Source organism: Streptomyces sp. NRRL WC-3618, from assembly GCF_001280005.1.
In the GTDB taxonomy this organism is placed as follows: Bacteria; Actinomycetota; Actinomycetes; order Streptomycetales; family Streptomycetaceae; genus Streptomyces.
The window spans coordinates 1-16,287 of sequence record NZ_LGDW01000004.1; the positions used below are offsets into that span (position 1 = coordinate 1).

Consider the following 16,287-nt stretch of genomic DNA (forward strand, 5'->3'; position numbering starts at 1 on the left):
CCTCGGCGGCGAGCCGGCGGATCGCCTCGATGCCGTCGATCCCACCCGTGCCCCCGACGCCCCCGACGCCCCCGGCACCCCCGAACCGGAGGTCCATCAGCGCGACGTCGGGCAGCAGCCGGGCGACCAGCCCGACCGCTTCCTCACCGCTGCCGGCCTCGGCGATCACCTCGATGTCGGGCTCGCCCTCCAGGAGCGCGCGCAGACCGGCCCGTACGACGGCGTGGTCGTCCGCGATCACGACGCGCAGCGGCTCGGCCGCGCCGGGCGGGGCCGGGGTCATCGGACGGTCGCCGTGGGGAGGGACTCGGCGGGGGCGAGGGGCCCGGCAGCGGGCTGCGGCCGGGACGGCGCGCTGAGCGTGGCTCTGATCCGGGTGCCCCGGCCCGGCGCGCCGCTGACGTGGAGCTCACCGCCGTACTCGCGCAGCCTGGCCCGTGTCGCGGGCAGCCCGAAGCCGCGGCCCGGCCGCTGAGACGTACGGGCGAAGGCCTCGGCGGGGTCGAATCCGACGCCGTCGTCGGTGATTTCGAGGTCCACCAGGTCCGGCCGCCGCCGAGCGAGGGTGACCTGCACGTTCACCGCGTGGGCGTGTTCGCGGATGTTCGCGAGTGTGCTCTGCGCGACGCGGAACAAGGCGGTGGCGGCGTCTTCGTCGAGGACGGGCTGGGGGTCGCCCACAGACCGGAACCGCACCCGGGCCGCGGTTCCGTCGGCCTGCGAGCGCGCGCACAGGACGCGCAGCGCGCCTTCGAGGCCGGTCTCGGCGACGGCGGACGGAGTGAGGTCCCCGATCATGCGGCGGGTCTCGGTGAGGTTGGTGCTCAGTCCGTCGGCCACCGCGCGCACGCGCGTGCGCGCGACGTCGGGGCGCTCCTCCCAATCCCGTTCGGCGGCCTGGAGCAGCATCAGCCCGCCGGCGAGTTCCTGGGCGAGCGTGTCGTGCAGATCGCGGGCGATGCGCGTGCGCTCCTCGAGCACGCCCGCCCGGCGCTGCTGCCGGGCGACGAGGTCACGTGTGTCGCGCAGTTCCTCGACGAGACGCCGGCGCACCTCGGCCTCCCGCTGCTGGACGCGGTAGAGGGCGACGGTGCCCCAGACCGCCGCCACGGGCACCAGCACGGTGTCGATCACGAACCGGCCTTCGGCCCCGGCCAGTGCCGTGACGAGGACGACGGTGATCAGGGCGAGGGCCGCGGTCGCGGACCGGCGTCCGAGCACGCGCTGCGCGGCACACGCCAGCGGCAGAGCGCACCACACGAAGGCGTGGGTCAGCACGGCGGGGACGAGGTGGAGGAGGAGGCCCCACAGGGCGAGGAGCAGCGGAATCCACGTCGCCCGCCCGACCCTTCCGAGCCGGTCCCACCGCATCACGCCGACGGTGTAGACGAGTGCGAGCAGCCCGCTGACGGTCACGATGTACCAGCACAACTCGCTGTTGAGCCGGGCGAGTTGCAGCAGCGCGGACGCCACGATGACGAAGAACGCCAGATGCGACACGTGTTCCAGCGTGAGTCGACCGCCGCGAACCCTCAGCAGCGTACGGACGGGGACACGATCGGGCACGGCAGATCCCCTTGGGCAGACTGATCCAATCGAACAGGGCCCCGAGTTTATAGACCGGCCGTATGAGCGACGTGAAGAGACGATGGAAATTGCCGATCGGTGCGTCCCCCGCGCCCCGGTGAGGGGCACGGGGAACCGCGCGAGCTACGCGCCGGGGTGCAGCCCCAGCACACCCGGAGTCGGCTCCCCCTTCACCTCACCGAAGTACAGGGCGAAGGTCTGCTTCCAGCGCTCGATCTGCGCGCGGTCGGCCATGAAGCGCGGGAAGCCGTCGAGATTCGCGTTCGGGTACGTCCAGATGGGCTTGAGGCCACCGGCGGGGGTGACGTCCGTCCGTACCGACCAGCCGTTGAAGGCGCTCTGCTGCTGGGCGGTGGAGAGCTGCCAGTTGAGGTAGAGCTTGGCGGCCGTGGTGTTCCGGCCCTGCTTGAGGATCGCGGCCCGCTGGCCCCAGGCCATGAACGGGTGCCCCTCGGCGACGGCCCACCGCGAAGGTGCCGTGGACGGCGCCGCGAGCGAGCCCGCGCCGCCGACGCCGAGTGCCTTCTGCCCGCCGGAGACGGCCAGCCCGGGCGTGTGGCTGCCGCGGGCGAACCGGACGTCCTGGGCGGCGAACCTGGCGGCCCAGTCCCAGCCGTAGTGGTCGACGTACAGCTTGAAGAGGTAGAGGACCGCGTCGTCGTCGTGCGGGTAGGCCGAGGCGATCTGTCCTTTCCACTTCGGGTCGATCAGGTCGAGCGGGGACTTCGGGACGTCGGCGCCGACCGCGGCGACGTTGTACGAGTAGCTGAAGCCGATCACCGCGATGGCGGTCCAGGCGCCGTGCGGGTCCTTGAGGCCGTCGTACACCTTGGAGAAGCCCGCGGGCCTGTAGTGCAGCAGGCGGCCCTGTTCCTTCCAGCGGGTGAAGTCCTGGAGGGTCTGGAGCTGGACGACGTCCGGGACGAGGGTGTCGGTCGCGAACTGGTTGTCGACACGGACGTCGTGGAACTTGCTGTAGTCCATGACGACCTTGAGGTCGATCTCCGGGAAGCGGGCGGCGAAGCCGGCCCGGATTCCGTCGCCCTGGCTGTCGACGTCGCCGCCCGCGTAGATGACGAGCTTGCCGCCCTCGGCCAGCGCCGCCCGGTACAGCTCGTCGAGCGTCCGCTTCTCCTCGGCGCCGGAGTACGAGCGTGACGCGGCGGACGGGGCAGCGGCGGCGGGGGTCCCGGTGGCGCCGAGCGCGCCGACGCCCAGGGCCGCTCCGGCTCCGGTGGCGAGTACACGTCGTCGGCTGAGGAAACTGGACACTCTGGGGTCCTCTCGATGGGGGGTACTGCCGGGGATTCGATCCTGACGCGGGCGAGAGGGTCCTCGCGTCGGCTGTACGGAGCGTGCTGGAGGACAGCGGGACGAATCCCCGTTCAACCGAACGGTTGAACGGGGGGGGAAGCTGAGGGGCGGGCGTCAGACGGCCTGGAGTGCCTCGGGGACAAGGTCCTTGAGGGCCGGGTAGCCGTCCACGGCCATGATCAGGTCCGCTTCGGCGAGCAGGGCGCGCAGGACGTGGACGATGCCGTCCGTGCCGCCGAGGGCGCAGCCGTAGGCGTACGGGCGGCCGATGCCGACCGCTGTGGCGCCCAGGGCGAGGGCCTTGACGATGTCGGCGCCGCCGCGGACACCGGAGTCGAAGAGGACGGGCAGGTCGCCTGCGGCTTCCACGACGCCGGGCAGGGCGTTCAGGGCGGGGAGGCCGCCGTTGGCCTGCCGGCCGCCGTGGTTGGAGCAGTAGATGCCGTCCACTCCCGCGTCGCGGGCGCGGCGCGCGTCCTCGGGGTGGCAGATGCCCTTCACGATCAGGGGGAGGTCGGTCAGCGCGCGCAGCCAGGTCAGGTCGTCCCAGGTGAGCGGGTTGCCGAAGATCTGGGTCCAGTGGAGGATAGCGGCCTGCGGGTCCTGTTCGGGCGACCGGCCGAGGCTCGCCCGGAAGGCCGGGTCGCTGAAGTAGTTGGCCAGGCAATGGCCGCGCAGCTGGGGGAAGTTGGCGGTCGCGAGGTCTCTCGGGCGCCAGCCGGTGATCCAGGTGTCGAGGGTGACGACGATGCCCTGGTAGCCGGCCCGCTCGGCACGGTGGACGAGGCTCTCGGCGATGCTCCGGTCGGTCGGGGTGTAGAGCTGGAAGTAGCCGGGGGTGTCGCCGAGTTCGGCGGCCACGTCCTCCAGCGGGTCGACGGAGAGGGTGGAGGCGACCATCGGGACGCCGGTACGGGCGGCGGCGCGGGCTGTGGCCAGGTCGCCGTGGCCGTCCTGGGCGCACAGGCCGATGACGCCGATCGGGGCGAGGAACACTGGTGACGGGAGTGTCGTGCCGAACAGCTCGACGGTCAGGTCTCGGGTGGCGGCGCCGACGAACATGCGCGGGATCAGGCCCCAGCGGGCGAAGGCGTCGGCGTTGGCCCGCTGGGTGTGCTCGTCGCCGGCGCCTCCGGCGACGTAGGACCAGACGGACGGCGGCAGGGCGGAGCGGGCCCGCTCCGCCAACTCGCCGAACTCCATGGGGAAGACGGGCAGGACACCGCCCAGCCCGTTCAGGTAGATCTCGTTCTGGTAGTCGGCGAACGCCATACGGACACCCTTTCGCTCAGGTCAACCGGCTCGCGGGTCAGGCGATTTGCGGCTCAGGCGGCTCGCGGCCGGGCGTGCAGAAGCAGGTGATCGGCGAGCAGCTCCAGCGCGGCCCGATGATCGGCGGTATTACGGTCGACGAGCCAGGTCATGTTGAGGCCGTCGATCATCGAATGGACGTACCGTGCGAGCACCGGCACGGGTTGGGTCCACTCGATCACGGCGTTGTCCGCGGCCAGTTCGAGCAGGCCGACGAAGGCGCGCAGGAAGATCTCGTACTGCTTCCTCGCGACGTTCTCGAAGCCGGGAGTGCGCAGCGCGTACTGGGTGAGCTCGTAACTGATCTGGTGCTCACCGGGGTTGGCCTCGAAGCCCTTCCAGAACGCGTGCAGGCTGTCGAGGACGCTGTCACGGATGTCCTTGTGCGGGGCGAACAGGCCGCGGACCTCGGCGACATAGCGCTCGGTGAGGGTCTCCGTGACGAGTTCGAGGAGCTGCGCTCTGGACTCGAAGCAGTAGTGGAAGGCCCCGAGGGTCATGCCCGCCTCGGTGACCACCGCGCGGGTGGTGGCCTTCGCGACGCCGTCGCGTGCCATGACCCGGATCGCCGCCTCGAGAAGCTGCGCTCTCCGGTCGCTCGCCGCCATGCGGGGCACGCGTTCTCCTCTCCGCACCGGTCCCATCTGTGTGGTTCGCCCGTCACGATATCCAACCGCCCTCCGGAAAAGTAAGTCACTCGTCCAGGACGCTTGACTTACTTCTCCGGTTTGGGCCACCGTAGCCTGAGCCGAGCGTCGGCACGAGCAGCCTCAGGAGGCAGGGGTGCGACCGAGGGCCACAGTCGTTCTGGACGGATTCGGCGTCCTGGAGTCGCTGCGGTGGCACGACGACGCCCTGTGGTTCTGCGACCTCGCCCACGGGACGGTGCACCGCTGGGACACCCGGGGCGAGCCGGAGACGGTCGCCGAGGTCCCCGGGCGGGCGGGGGGCCTGGGCTGGCTGCCGGACGGGCGGATGCTGGTCGTCTCCATGGACGGGCACTGTGTGTACCGGCGCGAGCCGGACGGCTCCCTGGTCGTGCACGCCGACCTCAAGGACATCGCCGGGGGGCCCGCCAACGACATGTTCGTCGACCGGCGGGGCCGCGCCTACGTCGGCAACTTCGGCTTCGACTACCACGGCTTCGTCCGCCGACGGCCCAACTCGATGCTCTACGCCCCGCCGGGGCCGCCCACGACGTCCGTCGCCTGCTTCTCCCCCGAGGGTGAACTGCTGGGCCTGAGCGAGCCGTTGGTCTTCCCGAACGGCATGTTCCTCCTCGACGACGAGTCCACGCTGCTCGTCGCCGAGACCCTCGCGATGCGGCTCACCGCGCTCCCCGTACTGCCTGACGGGCGACTGGGCCCACCCCGCCCCTGGGCTCCGCTCATCCCCTCCGTCCTGTGGAGGTCCCTCAACCACCCCGGACAGCTCGGCCGGATCACCCGGCGCGTCTCCGCCCTCCTCGATCACCGGGCGATCGCCGAGCGCTCCACCAGCCCCATCACCCCCGACGGCATCGCGCCGGGCCAGGACGGCACGGCGTGGGCCGCCAACGCGCTGCGCGGCGAATGCGTCCGGGTGGGACCCGGCGGCGTGATCCTGGACCGGGTCGCCACCAACGGGCGCGCCCTGAGCTGCCTGGTCGCCGGACCCGACGGCAACACCCTGTACGTGGCGACCACACCGACCGACGACCCGGTGGAAGGGGCCCGGCTGCGCGGTTCACGACTGGAGGCGTACGTCCTGCCGTCATGACCGCGACCCTCGTCAACTCCGCCTATTTTCCCGGGAGTTCTCATGCACGGACATCGAACGGACGGTGTACGGCCTGTGCGACTTGTAAGGCTTGTACGACTTGAACGGCCTGTATGGCCTGTACGGCCTCCGCGCACCGCCGCTCATCCCGCGAGTCCCCTGAGCCCGCGATGGAGCCCGCGATGAGCGTCGTCCTGATCACCGGCGCCGCGAGCGGCATCGGCGCGGCGACCGCGCGTGAGGCGGTGCGCCGGGGTCACCGGGTCGCCCTCGCGGACATCGACGTGGCCGGTGCGACCCGGATCGCAGGTCAACTCGGGTCTACCGCCCGCGCGTTCGAGCTGGACATCCGCGACGAGGCCGCGTGGGAGGCGGTTTTCGACTCGGTCGCGGTCCAACTCGGCCCGGTCGACGTGCTCGTCAACAACGCGGGGATCATCCACACCGGTTACGCACGCCAGTTGTCGCCGGCCGAGCACCGGCACATGGTCGAGGTGAACCTGCTCGGCCCGATCAACGGCATGCTGGCCGCACTGTCCCGGATGCGGGCCCGGGGCCACGGGCACATCGTCACCGTGTGCAGCATGACGTCCTTCCTGCCGCTGCCCGGCTACACCACCTACGGCGCGACCAAGCACGGGCTGCGCGCCTTCCACCACAGCGTGGCCATCGAGGAACGCGACGGGCCGGTCACCTTCAGCATCGTCCATCCGCCCGGCACCCGTACCCCCATGCTGGAGCAGGAGATGGCCGACCCCAGCGCGGTGATCACCTTCGCCGAGAAGCCGCTCACCCCCGAGAAGGTCGCCTCGGTGATCGTCGACGCCATCGCGAAGAAGCCGGTCGAAGTCGTCCACCCCGCCATCGGTGGACGCGTACAGCGGGTCGCCGGCGTGTTCCCCCGGCTGATGCGCTTCGTGATCCCCAAGGTGGCGGCCATGGCCGAGCGCCGCAGCACGGGCCTCGTCCCGGCCCCCGTGTCCGTACCCGAGCAAGGAGACACCAACCGATGACCCTCAACACCACCGCTCCCAGAGCCGGTTCGGATCCCGCGACCCAGAGTCATTTCGACAGTCTGCGGGCGGCGACCGCAGGTCTCGAACCCCCCTTCGGCGTCATCGACCTGGACGCCTTCGACGCCAACGCCCGCGACCTGGAACGCCGTGCGGGCGGCAAGCCGATCCGGCTGGCCAGCAAGTCGCTGCGCTCCCGCGCCCTCATGCGGCGCGCTCTGGACCGCCCGGGATTCGACGGCATCCTCGGCTTCACCCTGCCCGAAGCCCTGTGGCTGGCCGAGGAGTTCGACGACATCGTCGTCGGCTACCCCACCGCCGACCGTACGGCGCTGCGCCGGCTGGCCGCCGACGAGCGGCTCGCGTCGCGGATCACTCTGATGGTGGACAGCGTCGAGCATCTCGACCTGATCGACGCCGCGACCGGCCCGCGCGCGACCCGTATCCAGGTCTGCCTGGAACTGGACGCGGCCCTGCGCCTGGCGGGCGGCCGGCTCCACCTGGGGCCGCGCAGATCCCCGGTGCACACCCCCGAGGAGGCGGCGGCGTTCGCGCGCGAGGTCGTCTCCCGCCCGGGCTTCGAACTGACGGGCATCATGGGGTACGAGGGGCAGGTCGCCGGTCTGGGTGACAACGTGCCCGGCAACGCCGTCAAGCGGGCCGTGGTCCGGGCGATGCAGCGTACGTCCGTCGAGGAGCTGAGCCACCGCCGGGAAGCGGCGGTCACGGCCGTACGGGCCGTGACACCGCTGCGGTTCGTCAACGGCGGCGGCACCGGCAGCCTGGAGACCACGACCCGCGAGGGCTCCGTCACCGAACTCGCGGCCGGCTCCGGCCTCTACGGCCCGGGACTGTTCGACTTCTACCGCACCTTCCGGCCCGTCCCGGCGGCGTACTTCGTGCTGCCCGTCGTACGCCGTCCCTCGTCGTCGATCGCGACGCTCCTCGGCGGTGGCTGGGTGGCGTCCGGGCCGCTCGGCAAGGACCGGCTGCCCACACTCGCCTGGCCCCCCGGGCTGCGCGTCACCGCCACCGAGGCCTTCGGTGAGGTACAGACTCCGCTGCTGGGCAAGGCCGCGAGCGTCCTGCACATCGGCGACCGGGTGTGGCTGCGGCACGCTAAGGCCGGTGAGCTGTGCGAGCGGATCGGCGAGCTGCACCTGGTAAGCGACGGTGCGGTGGTCGAGACCGTGCCCACCTACCGCGGTGAGGGCCACCACTTCCTATGACCGCCACCGCCATCACCGGCCGGACGGTCCTGATCGTCGGCGCCTCCTCCGGCATGGGGGCGGCAGTGGCCCGGCAGCTCGCCCCGGCGGCCAACCGGCTCGTCCTCACGGCCCGGCGCGCCCCCGAACTGGCCGCCGTGGCCCAAGAGGTACGGGCCGCCGGCAGCGCCTGCCTCGACGTCGCCGCCGACGCCCTGGACCCGGAGGCGGCGGCCGGGGTCGTCGCGGCGGCCGTCGCGGAGTTCGGCTCGGTCGACATCGCGCTGCTCAACGCCGGCCAGGGCCCGGACATGGCCATGGACCGGGTGAGTACGGCGGACGTCTCCCGGATCATGGCGTTGAACTACGACGTCGTCGTCAACTATCTGGTCCCACTGATCCGGCAGTTGGGCGAGCAGCCGGGCGGCGGCCTGATCGCCCACACCAACTCCCTCGCGGGGCTGATGGGCATTCCCCGCCAGGGCCCGTACTCGGCGGCGAAGGCGGCCGTACGCACCCTTCTCGACGCCGCGCGCGTCGAACTGGCGCCCAAGGGCATCCGGTTCACCTCGATCCACCCCGGCTTCGTGGGAACGGACCGGGTCGAAGCGGACGGCCTGCCCAAGCCCTTCCAGGTCAGTCAGGAGCGCGCGGCCCGGTACGTCGTACGCGCCCTGGAGCGGGAACCGGCGCAGGCCTGTTTCCCCTGGCAGACAGCGGCATTGGTCCGGGCGCTGCGCACCCTGCCCGCGCCGCTCTCCGACCGGGCGCTGCGACGGCTGGCCGCGCGGTAGCGGCGGTGCGCGGGCCATGTGCCCCTGCCACGGACCGACGGGAGGGCCCCCTCCTCCCGCCGCTCCCCGTGCGCTCGGGCATGCCCCCCGGCTAGGTTGGGCGCCATGAGCAACCTTGACCGCGCGCCCGTCCCCAGCGTCTGTGGCGGCCGTGGATTCGTCGTCGCCGAACCCGTGCGCGAACTGCTGAGCCCCCGGCGCGTCAAGCTCGGCGAGGGCACGGAGGTACGCCGGCTGCTACCGAACCTCGGTCGGCGCATGATCGGCGCGTGGGCCTTCGTCGACCACTACGGGCCGGACGACATCGCCGACGAGCCCGGTATGCAGGTGCCGCCGCACCCCCACATGGGCCTCCAGACGGTGAGCTGGCTGCACGAGGGCGAGGTGCTGCACCGCGACTCGACCGGCAGCCTCCAGACGATCCGCCCGCGCGAACTGGGCCTCATGACCTCCGGCCGGGCCATCAGCCACTCCGAGGAGAGCCCCAGGTCCCACGCGCGGTTCCTGCATGGGGCGCAACTGTGGGTCGCCCTGCCGGACGGCCACCGCCACACCGACCCCCATTTCGAACACCACGCCGATCTGCCCACGGTCGCGGCACCCGGGGTGACGGCGACCGTGATTCTCGGCGACCTCGACGGCGCGGCCTCGCCCGGCACGACGTACACCCCGATCGTCGGCGCCGACCTGACGCTCGCCGCCGACACCGACGTACGCCTGCCGCTCGTGCCCGACTTCGAGTACGGGGTGCTGGCGATGTCCGGGGAGGTGCACGTCGACGGGGTGCCGATGCTGCCGGGCTCGATGCTCTACCTCGGCTGCGGCCGCACCGAACTTCCGCTGCGCGCCGCGTCCGACGCGAGCGTGATGCTGCTGGGCGGTGAGCCGTTCGAGGAGGAGCTGATCATGTGGTGGAACTTCGTCGGACGAACGCAGGAGGAGATCGCGCAGGCCCGCGACGACTGGGCGAAGGGGACCCGATTCGGCGAGGTGAAGGGCTACGACGGAGCCCCACTCCCCGCCCCGTCCCTGCCGACGACGCCACTGAAACCTCGCGGACGGGTGCGCTGACCTGCGAGAGGAGGGCCTCGGGAGAGGCCCCGGACGCGCGACGTGCCGCCGACCTCCACTTCGCCCTGCTGCCGGGAACGCACACCGGAGGGCCGGCCCATCGCCGACCTGCTCGCCGCTCAAGCAGCAACGGTCGCCCGTCGTTCTCCACATCGCCTCCCACGACTACTTCCTCGACGACGACCAGCCGACGGAGAGCGATCCCCCGCAGACCGACCGACGCGCGTTCAGCCCCTTCCCCGCTCCCCTGCCCAACTCCGGCCTCGCGCTCGTCGGCGCCAACAGCCGGCTGCGCCGAGGCCACCTGCCCGACCGGGCCGAGAACGGACTACTGACCGCGGCCGACCTCGCCAGGAACTGATGGAGGACGCCCAAGGTCGTCCCACGCGTGGAGAACCGCGTGGATCCGCGTTGCGCGCGGCCCGGTTGGCGATGCGCGCCCGCAAGCCCGATCCGTACTACTGGGGCGCGTTCATCTGCCCGAACGGCATTGTCAGGTTGAGTGGGTCTTCTCCGGTGACATGATCATCCGTCTGATCGCGGTCGCTGGTGGGGCTGTCCGTGGGCACGGTGTCGTACCGGGGTTTCCGCTTCCCGCCGGAGATCATCAGCCATTGTGTGTGGCTGTACCACCGGTTCAGCCTGAGCCTGCGCGATGTGGGGGAGCTGATGCTCGAGCGCGGCGTCGAGGGTCAGCCACGAAGCAATCCACCAGTGGACGCGCCGGTTCGGTCCCGCCTACGCCGCGGCCCTGCGCCAGCGCCGCCCGAGGCCGGGCGACAAATGGCGTCTCGACGAGGTCTTCGTCAAGATCGACGGGGTGTCGAAGTACCTGTCGCGGGCCGACGACCAGGACGGGAACGTGCTCGACGTCCTGCTGCAGAACCGGCGCGATGAGGCCGCAGCCAGGCGCTTCTTCCGCGAACTGCTGAAGAAGACCTGGTCGGCGGCGGGGGTGGTCGTCACCGACAAGCTCCGCAGTTACGGCGCCGCCCACCGCACGGTGATGCCATGGATGGAACACCGCTCGCACAAGGGCCTGAACAACCGGGCCGAGAACTCCCACCAGCCCACCCGGCGGCGAACGCGCGATGAAGGGCTTCCGCTCGGTCGGCACGGCCCAGCGGTTCCTGGCCGCGTTCAGCGGCATCTCACCCAACTTCAGGCCCCGACGCCACCGGATGACCGTCACCGACCACCACACCGAAATGACCATCCGCTTCGCCACCTGGAACGAGATCACCGGCGCCGTCGGCCTGCCCGCCGTGACCTGAGCCAGACACCACCACGGCGGCCGGACACATCCCGAACCGGATCACACCCCCGAAGATCACTCAACCTGACAACGCCCTCTTGACATTTGCTCGATGGAGTTCGCCATGCTCGGCACGTTCTGCGCCGACGAGTACGGCTTGGAGCGCTGCGTCGCCGAGCGTGTCATGGACCAGGCTTTCGCTCTGGTCCATGTGAGGGGCACGACCCGCTCGGGCGCCGCCATGGCGCCGTCCCAATAGGTCGCCCCCCCCCGCTGGCACACGCTCATCCTGCACACCGACTGGTACGCCAACTGGGATCAGGAACAGTTTGGTTACTTCCAATCTGGTCCATCCGCAACTCCTGAACCCGTTCCGAGGGTGCACGCCACCACCTCCGTCACACTTCCCGACCTGGTCGTAGCGGAGCCTGCGCATCATGGCGCCCCGCTCGACCCCTGTGCCGCCCAGTTCGCGCAGACCCTCGGCGACGAACAGCGCCGCGCCGGAGGCCCGCTCACCTCTCGGGACCGATCCGCAGCTATACGGTGGCCGAACAAAGGGGCGGAACAAAGGGCAGCTCTCCGGCGGAGGGAACTGAATGATCGACAGCACGACAAGCATCGTTGAGGCGGCGTTTCGGCACTACAGGTCGCAGGACCGCGAAGCGGCCTTCCCTCTCTATGCCGACGATTTCTCGTTCACCAGCCCGCAGGACGACCATATCGACAAGGCAACATTCTTCGAGCGGTGCTTCCCGACCGCTGACCGGTTCAAGGACCATCGGTTGCTGCACGTCACCCCCGCGAACGAGGAACTCGTCTTCGTCTACTACGAATACGAGCTCGAGACAGGCGGCAAGTACCGCAATGTCGAGGCGATCACGGTTCGGGACGGCCTCATGCACGAGGTGCAGGTTTTCTTCGGAGGCAAGGTGTGAGCGCTGGTCATGCCCGGGCACTGGGGACGATCAACGGGTTCGCACGTTACCCGGTCGAGACCCAGCGGTTCCTCGACTTCTGTCCGGAGAGCGGGCCGATCGCGGAGTGCAGGCGAGCTGTCAGCTCCCCTCGCCTCTTCAGCCCCCGAAGTACGCCTTTTCGTTGACGTGGAACATGTACTCCCGCCAGTGCGCCTTGATGTACGTGTACCGCGCCGGGTCATAGCTCCACAGCTGGTCCAACGCCCCTTCGATCAGGCTCTCGTCGGCGCGGACGTAGTCCAGCACGGCCTCGGAGACGGGTGCGTACGACCAGTGCCACCGCTCCTCGCTGATCGCCGGCGAGGCTTTCGCCGTCTCAGCGGTGTAGGTCTGGAGGAAGCCGTAATGGGCCGCGTTCGCACGCAGCCAGGCGTAGTCGGCGGCCTCGGTACCGCCGTCCGCCCAGTTCTGCGGAGTGGTGTCGAAGAAGTCGGCGTCGCTGCCGAGGTGGTGGCGGGAGACACCGGGCGCGGTCGACGTGCGCAGGATCTCGATCTGCCGCTCGTCGGGAGTCAGCGCGGCCCAGACCTCGCGGTGCGCGTCCTTGTCCGGGTCCCACTGCGGGTCGGTGCCCAACTGGGCCCGATACTTGGCGCGCATGTCGTCGGTGACGATCCCGAAGGTCCCGGCGCCGCCCGAACCGGTGCGCAGGAAGTCGTACTTGCGGTCCCATATCTGACGCTGCACGGACGCGGCGCGCATCCAGGAGACGACCACGGAGCCGCGCGCGACGCCGAGTCCCGCTGCGGCGGCGTCGGCGAGCGCGCCCACCTGGGCGTCCATCTCCGCCTTGAGTTCACCGGGCGCGGCCCCCGTGCCGGTGATCCACGCGGCGACGGCGGCGGGTTCGGCGCTCCTCAGCACCTTCGCGACAGCCCACTTTTGGTGGTCGATACCCCTCTGCGAGTGGTATGTCCGCACCGGTACCTCGTCCGCCGCGAACGCCAACTCCCCGATCCCGGCGGCCCCGACCGCACCAACCCCGGTCGCGACCAGCCCGAGGAACCGGCGGCGGCCAGGACCTTTCCCGCGGTGGGAAGGCGTCGGTCCGTTGTGCGTGCCGTACATGTCGTTCCGTCCTCAGTGCTGTCTCATCAGACCCTTGCGGGTACGACAATCGCACAGGCCCCGTCCGACCGACAGAGGTGACTGCCGCTCAGAGGGGTCTGAAATCGTGCAGATTCAGCACATCAAGGGTGAGCGCGGGAACCGAATTCCTCCGCCACGGCACCGCCTTCGTCCACCGCCCCTTCTACGCCCTGCCCGTGTCCCCCACCTGGACCCGCATCCCCGGCGTGATGCTACTGGGCCACGTCGCCCATCCGATGCCCCCGTTGGGGGCGGGCGCGAACCTTGCGATGCTGGAAGGCCGCCGAACTCGCCGAGTCCATCGCCACCGGTTCTGGAGATCTGGACGTGGCCGCCCGCGCCTTCGAGGAACAGATGTGGCACGGGCCGGCAGGTGGGCGAAGATCACGACGGCAGGTCTGGAACGCCTCGTGAGCGCGGCCCCGCCGAAACCCTCGCCCACTTCGACCAAGTCCAGCCATCCTGACCGTCAAGCGCGAGAGCACCAGCACCAGGAGCACGCCACCGTAGTCGAAAGCGCGGACGCCTGCACCGAGCGCAGCCCTCAGCCCGCTACCGCCAAAATCCGTCGCGGACGAACCCTTCCCAGGCTGATCAACCAGAAGATCATCCCACCCGGCCAACCAACCTGACAGCGCCCTCGATGATCTTGAAGACGGTCCCTGGCCCGCCGTTCACCCCTTCACCTGCGCACCCGCACCCCCGCACATGTCCCCACCGGCCGGTCAGCGGCTGGTGGGGACCAGGCCGCAGTCGTATGCGGTGATGACGGCGTGAATGCGGTCCCGCAGTTGCAGTTTGTGCAGGATGGCCGAGACGTAGGTCTTGATGGTGGTCTCGCTGAGGTGAAGTTCCGCCGCGATCTGCGCGTTGGAGCGTCCTTCGGCGACGTGGACCAGGACTTCACGCTCGCGTCGGGTCAGTATGTCGAGCCTGTCGAGGTTGCGCGGCGCACTTGGAGGGGTGGCCCGTGCGACATGGTCGAGCAGCCGCCTGGTCGCGGTGGGTGCGATGACGGCGTGTCCCGCAGCGACCGTGCGGACGGCGTCGGCGAACTGGTCGGCCCGGGTGTCCTTCAGGAGAAAGCCGCTCGCGCCCGCCCGGATGGCCGCGTGCACGTTCTCGTCGGTGTCGAAGGTGGTCAGGACGAGGATCTTTGTGGCGGCGCCGGAGGCCGCGATGGCCCGGGTGGCGTCGATGCCGTTGACGACGGGCATACGAATGTCCATCACGACCACGTCGGGCCGCAGGGTTTCGCTCAGGGCTATGGCCTGGCCCCCGTCGGAGGCCTCACCGACGACGTCGAAGTCGTCCCGGGCCTCCAGAATCATCCGGAAACCGGTACGAACCAGCTCCTGGTCGTCGACGATCAGCACTCGGAGCATGTCGCGTCACCTGTCTTCGCGGGGATCGGGCGGGTCCAACGGTGGATTCTCGGGCGGAGAAGCGCCCTGGCCTTGGGTCGTGAAGGTGTCTTGTCCCCCGGCCGGGGCGGCGCCCTGTTCTTCCGCCGTGAAGGCGGCAGCAGCCGCAGCACCCACAGGTATCCGGGCACTCACCTGAAAGCCCCCCGCTTCCCGGTTGCCCGAAGCGACCGTGCCACCCAGGGCGTGTACCCGGGCCGCCATGCCAGTCAGTCCCCGTCCGCTCCCCGCGAGCGAGGGCGAGACCGGCGCGCCCCCGAGCAGGCCCCAGCCGTCGTCGGCGACCTCGACGAACAGGACGCCGCCGTCCGGGTCGTCCGCGGAGTGCTGGTGAGCGACGCTGACGACGGCGCGACGGGCGTGGGCATGGCGCAGCGTGTTGGTGAGGGCCTCCTGGACCACGCGGTAGGCGGCCAGGGCGACCGTCGGCGGCAGCGCCGGAACGGGCTGCGCAACATCGAGGTCGACGGCCAGGCCGGTGGCCCTGACATGGTCGATCATGGGCAGGAGCCCCGACAGGTCGGTGTCACCGTGCGAGGGCGTCCGGAGCGTGCCGGTGGGCGAGGAAGCGGCCGGGGAAGCGGACGCGTCGGAGTCGTCGTGGAGGGCATTGAGCAGTGAGCGCAGGTCCTTGAGGGCTTGGCGGGACACATCTCCGATGGCCTCCACCGCGGCCTTCGCGCGGACCGGACTGTGCTCGAAGCCGTCGGCCGCCGCCGTGGCCTGGATCACGACCACGCTGATGGTGTGGGCCAGCACATCGTGCACCTCGCGAGCCACGCGCAGGCGCTCCTCGGCCGCCGCGGTACGCATGAGCAGGGCATGCTGCCGGGCCGCGGCGGCACTGCGCTCGTACAGCCGCTCCACATGCTCCCGTGTGCGCTGAGCACGCTCCCGGCGGATCCCCGTCCGCAGCCCCGCCATGATCACGAGCTGGAACACCGCGCAGACGGCCGCCGCCTGGGCCGCCCCCGGCAGGGGGCGCATCGCGAACGACTCCGCGAGCGTCGCCGCGATGCAGAACGCGGTGCTGACCGGGGTGATGCCGACATTCGACGCCGCGCTCCCGGCCGCGAGAAGCACGGCGTAGGAATCCACCCGCCCGCCGCTGTGCGACAACTGCGCCAGAAGGTCAGCGACCAGGGAAACGCCCAGAACCGTCAGAGGCAGGCGCTCGCGCAGGACGAGAGAACCGCAGCCGATCAGGGCGCACGCACACCGCCACGCCGTCCATGTCGACGACGCGGGGGCCCCGAGAGCGTTGCCGTGGGCATCCCAGAACGAAAGGAACATGACAACTAGGGCGATGCCGGTGTCCCTCGCCGTCGACCGCCGCACCCCCACCCAGTCGCAGACCGCTGCCTGCCAAGGCGTCCTCACGGCCTGAACTATAACTACGTCGAACCGGTGCTCCGGAGGACCATCGCACCTGCCCTGAGGAAGGTGTCCGGAGGCCGTCCCCACCCCTTCCACGGAAGGAGAA

15 protein-coding genes and 2 pseudogenes are annotated in these 16,287 nt (G+C 70.6%); 9 read left to right on the forward strand and 8 right to left on the reverse strand.

Translation table 11 applies throughout. The features are described 5' to 3' along the window. The 5 genes from ADL01_RS01580 to ADL01_RS01600 all read right to left on the reverse strand — a co-directional run. Nucleotides 1-283: response regulator transcription factor (locus ADL01_RS01580; protein ID WP_159049428.1), on the reverse strand; the 283-nt coding region annotated here is incomplete at its 3' end. Continuing rightward, nucleotides 280-1,566 carry a sensor histidine kinase gene (locus tag ADL01_RS01585; protein WP_053740033.1) on the reverse strand — a complete coding sequence of 429 codons (1,287 nt, stop codon included), beginning with the start codon at nt 1,564-1,566 and terminating at the stop codon, nt 280-282. The genes ADL01_RS01580 and ADL01_RS01585, both read right to left, overlap by 4 nt. A 144-nt stretch (nt 1,567-1,710) precedes the next feature. After that, complete coding sequence (locus tag ADL01_RS01590; protein ID WP_053740034.1) at nt 1,711-2,859, reverse strand: ABC transporter substrate-binding protein; 1,149 nt, start codon at nt 2,857-2,859, stop codon at nt 1,711-1,713. A gap of 156 nt (nt 2,860-3,015) precedes the next feature. Continuing rightward, the gene (locus tag ADL01_RS01595; protein ID WP_053740035.1) at nt 3,016-4,173 is read right to left on the reverse strand and encodes an alpha-hydroxy-acid oxidizing protein; all 1,158 of its coding nucleotides are present in this window, start codon (nt 4,171-4,173) and stop codon (nt 3,016-3,018) included. A 53-nt stretch (nt 4,174-4,226) separates the two neighbouring features. Then, nucleotides 4,227-4,820: a TetR/AcrR family transcriptional regulator gene (locus ADL01_RS01600; protein ID WP_053740036.1), complete on the reverse strand. Its 594-nt coding sequence runs from the start codon at nt 4,818-4,820 to the stop codon at nt 4,227-4,229. Nucleotides 4,821-4,995: 175 nt separating this feature from the next. Between ADL01_RS01600 and ADL01_RS01605 the strand changes: the two genes are divergently transcribed. The 8 genes and pseudogenes from ADL01_RS01605 to ADL01_RS01640 all read left to right on the forward strand — a co-directional run bounded on the left by ADL01_RS01605 (nt 4,996) and on the right by ADL01_RS01640 (nt 12,249). Then, nucleotides 4,996-5,970, forward strand: coding sequence for an SMP-30/gluconolactonase/LRE family protein (locus ADL01_RS01605; RefSeq protein WP_053740037.1), 975 nt, complete (start codon nt 4,996-4,998; stop codon nt 5,968-5,970). Nucleotides 5,971-6,152: 182 nt separating this feature from the next. Beyond that, a complete protein-coding gene (locus ADL01_RS01610) occupies nt 6,153-6,983 on the forward strand; it encodes an SDR family NAD(P)-dependent oxidoreductase (protein WP_053740038.1) in 831 nt (276 codons plus the stop codon). Then, entirely contained in the window at nt 6,980-8,212 is a 1,233-nt protein-coding gene (locus ADL01_RS01615; protein WP_053740039.1) for an amino acid deaminase/aldolase, read from the forward strand. The genes ADL01_RS01610 and ADL01_RS01615 overlap by 4 nt, the downstream gene beginning before the upstream one ends. Further along, nucleotides 8,209-8,985: an SDR family NAD(P)-dependent oxidoreductase gene (locus ADL01_RS01620; protein WP_053740040.1), complete on the forward strand. Its 777-nt coding sequence runs from the start codon at nt 8,209-8,211 to the stop codon at nt 8,983-8,985. The genes ADL01_RS01615 and ADL01_RS01620 overlap by 4 nt, the downstream gene beginning before the upstream one ends. Before the next feature lie 105 nt (nt 8,986-9,090). Continuing rightward, nucleotides 9,091-10,056 (forward strand): pirin family protein, encoded by a 966-nt coding sequence (locus ADL01_RS01625; RefSeq protein ID WP_053740041.1) that lies wholly within the window; start codon nt 9,091-9,093, stop codon nt 10,054-10,056. A gap of 555 nt (nt 10,057-10,611) precedes the next feature. Further along, nucleotides 10,612-11,330: pseudogene (locus ADL01_RS40925) on the forward strand (IS6 family transposase). A gap of 93 nt (nt 11,331-11,423) precedes the next feature. Then, on the forward strand, nt 11,424-11,570 hold the full coding sequence (locus ADL01_RS45615; RefSeq protein ID WP_234354454.1) for a hypothetical protein: 147 nt from the start codon (nt 11,424-11,426) through the stop codon (nt 11,568-11,570). Nucleotides 11,571-11,910: 340 nt separating this feature from the next. Then, on the forward strand, nt 11,911-12,249 hold the full coding sequence (locus ADL01_RS01640) for a nuclear transport factor 2 family protein (RefSeq protein ID WP_053740042.1): 339 nt from the start codon (nt 11,911-11,913) through the stop codon (nt 12,247-12,249). 138 nt (nt 12,250-12,387) lie between these two features. Here the strand turns inward: ADL01_RS01640 and ADL01_RS01645 are convergent, their stop codons facing one another. Beyond that, a complete protein-coding gene (locus ADL01_RS01645; protein WP_053740043.1) occupies nt 12,388-13,359 on the reverse strand; it encodes a D-alanyl-D-alanine carboxypeptidase family protein in 972 nt (323 codons plus the stop codon). Nucleotides 13,360-13,502: 143 nt separating this feature from the next. On the opposite strand from ADL01_RS01645, the pseudogene ADL01_RS45620 reads away from it, so the two are divergent. Further along, nucleotides 13,503-13,846: pseudogene (locus tag ADL01_RS45620) on the forward strand (FAD-dependent monooxygenase); the annotation flags it as partial. 259 nt (nt 13,847-14,105) lie between these two features. Here ADL01_RS45620 and ADL01_RS01650 read toward each other — a convergent pair. Next, the gene (locus ADL01_RS01650; protein ID WP_053740044.1) at nt 14,106-14,765 is read right to left on the reverse strand and encodes a response regulator; all 660 of its coding nucleotides are present in this window, start codon (nt 14,763-14,765) and stop codon (nt 14,106-14,108) included. 6 nt (nt 14,766-14,771) lie between these two features. Beyond that, a complete protein-coding gene (locus ADL01_RS01655) occupies nt 14,772-16,184 on the reverse strand; it encodes a sensor histidine kinase (RefSeq protein WP_159049429.1) in 1,413 nt (470 codons plus the stop codon). Nucleotides 16,185-16,287 lie beyond the last annotated feature (103 nt).

Excerpts from the sequence above, each read along its gene's own strand:
- ADL01_RS01650 (WP_053740044.1), bottom strand. The coding sequence starts at position 14,765 with ATGCTCCGAGTGCTGATCGTCGACGACCAGGAGCTGGTTCGTACCGGT.
- ADL01_RS01640 (WP_053740042.1), top strand. The coding sequence starts at position 11,911 with ATGATCGACAGCACGACAAGCATCGTTGAGGCGGCGTTTCGGCACTAC.
- ADL01_RS01645 (WP_053740043.1), bottom strand. The coding sequence starts at position 13,359 with ATGTACGGCACGCACAACGGACCGACGCCTTCCCACCGCGGGAAAGGT.
- ADL01_RS45615 (WP_234354454.1), top strand. The coding sequence starts at position 11,424 with ATGGAGTTCGCCATGCTCGGCACGTTCTGCGCCGACGAGTACGGCTTG.
- ADL01_RS01625 (WP_053740041.1), top strand. The coding sequence starts at position 9,091 with ATGAGCAACCTTGACCGCGCGCCCGTCCCCAGCGTCTGTGGCGGCCGT.
- ADL01_RS01595 (WP_053740035.1), bottom strand. The coding sequence starts at position 4,173 with ATGGCGTTCGCCGACTACCAGAACGAGATCTACCTGAACGGGCTGGGC.
- ADL01_RS01610 (WP_053740038.1), top strand. The coding sequence starts at position 6,153 with ATGAGCGTCGTCCTGATCACCGGCGCCGCGAGCGGCATCGGCGCGGCG.
- ADL01_RS01615 (WP_053740039.1), top strand. The coding sequence starts at position 6,980 with ATGACCCTCAACACCACCGCTCCCAGAGCCGGTTCGGATCCCGCGACC.
- ADL01_RS01600 (WP_053740036.1), bottom strand. The coding sequence starts at position 4,820 with ATGGCGGCGAGCGACCGGAGAGCGCAGCTTCTCGAGGCGGCGATCCGG.
- ADL01_RS01620 (WP_053740040.1), top strand. The coding sequence starts at position 8,209 with ATGACCGCCACCGCCATCACCGGCCGGACGGTCCTGATCGTCGGCGCC.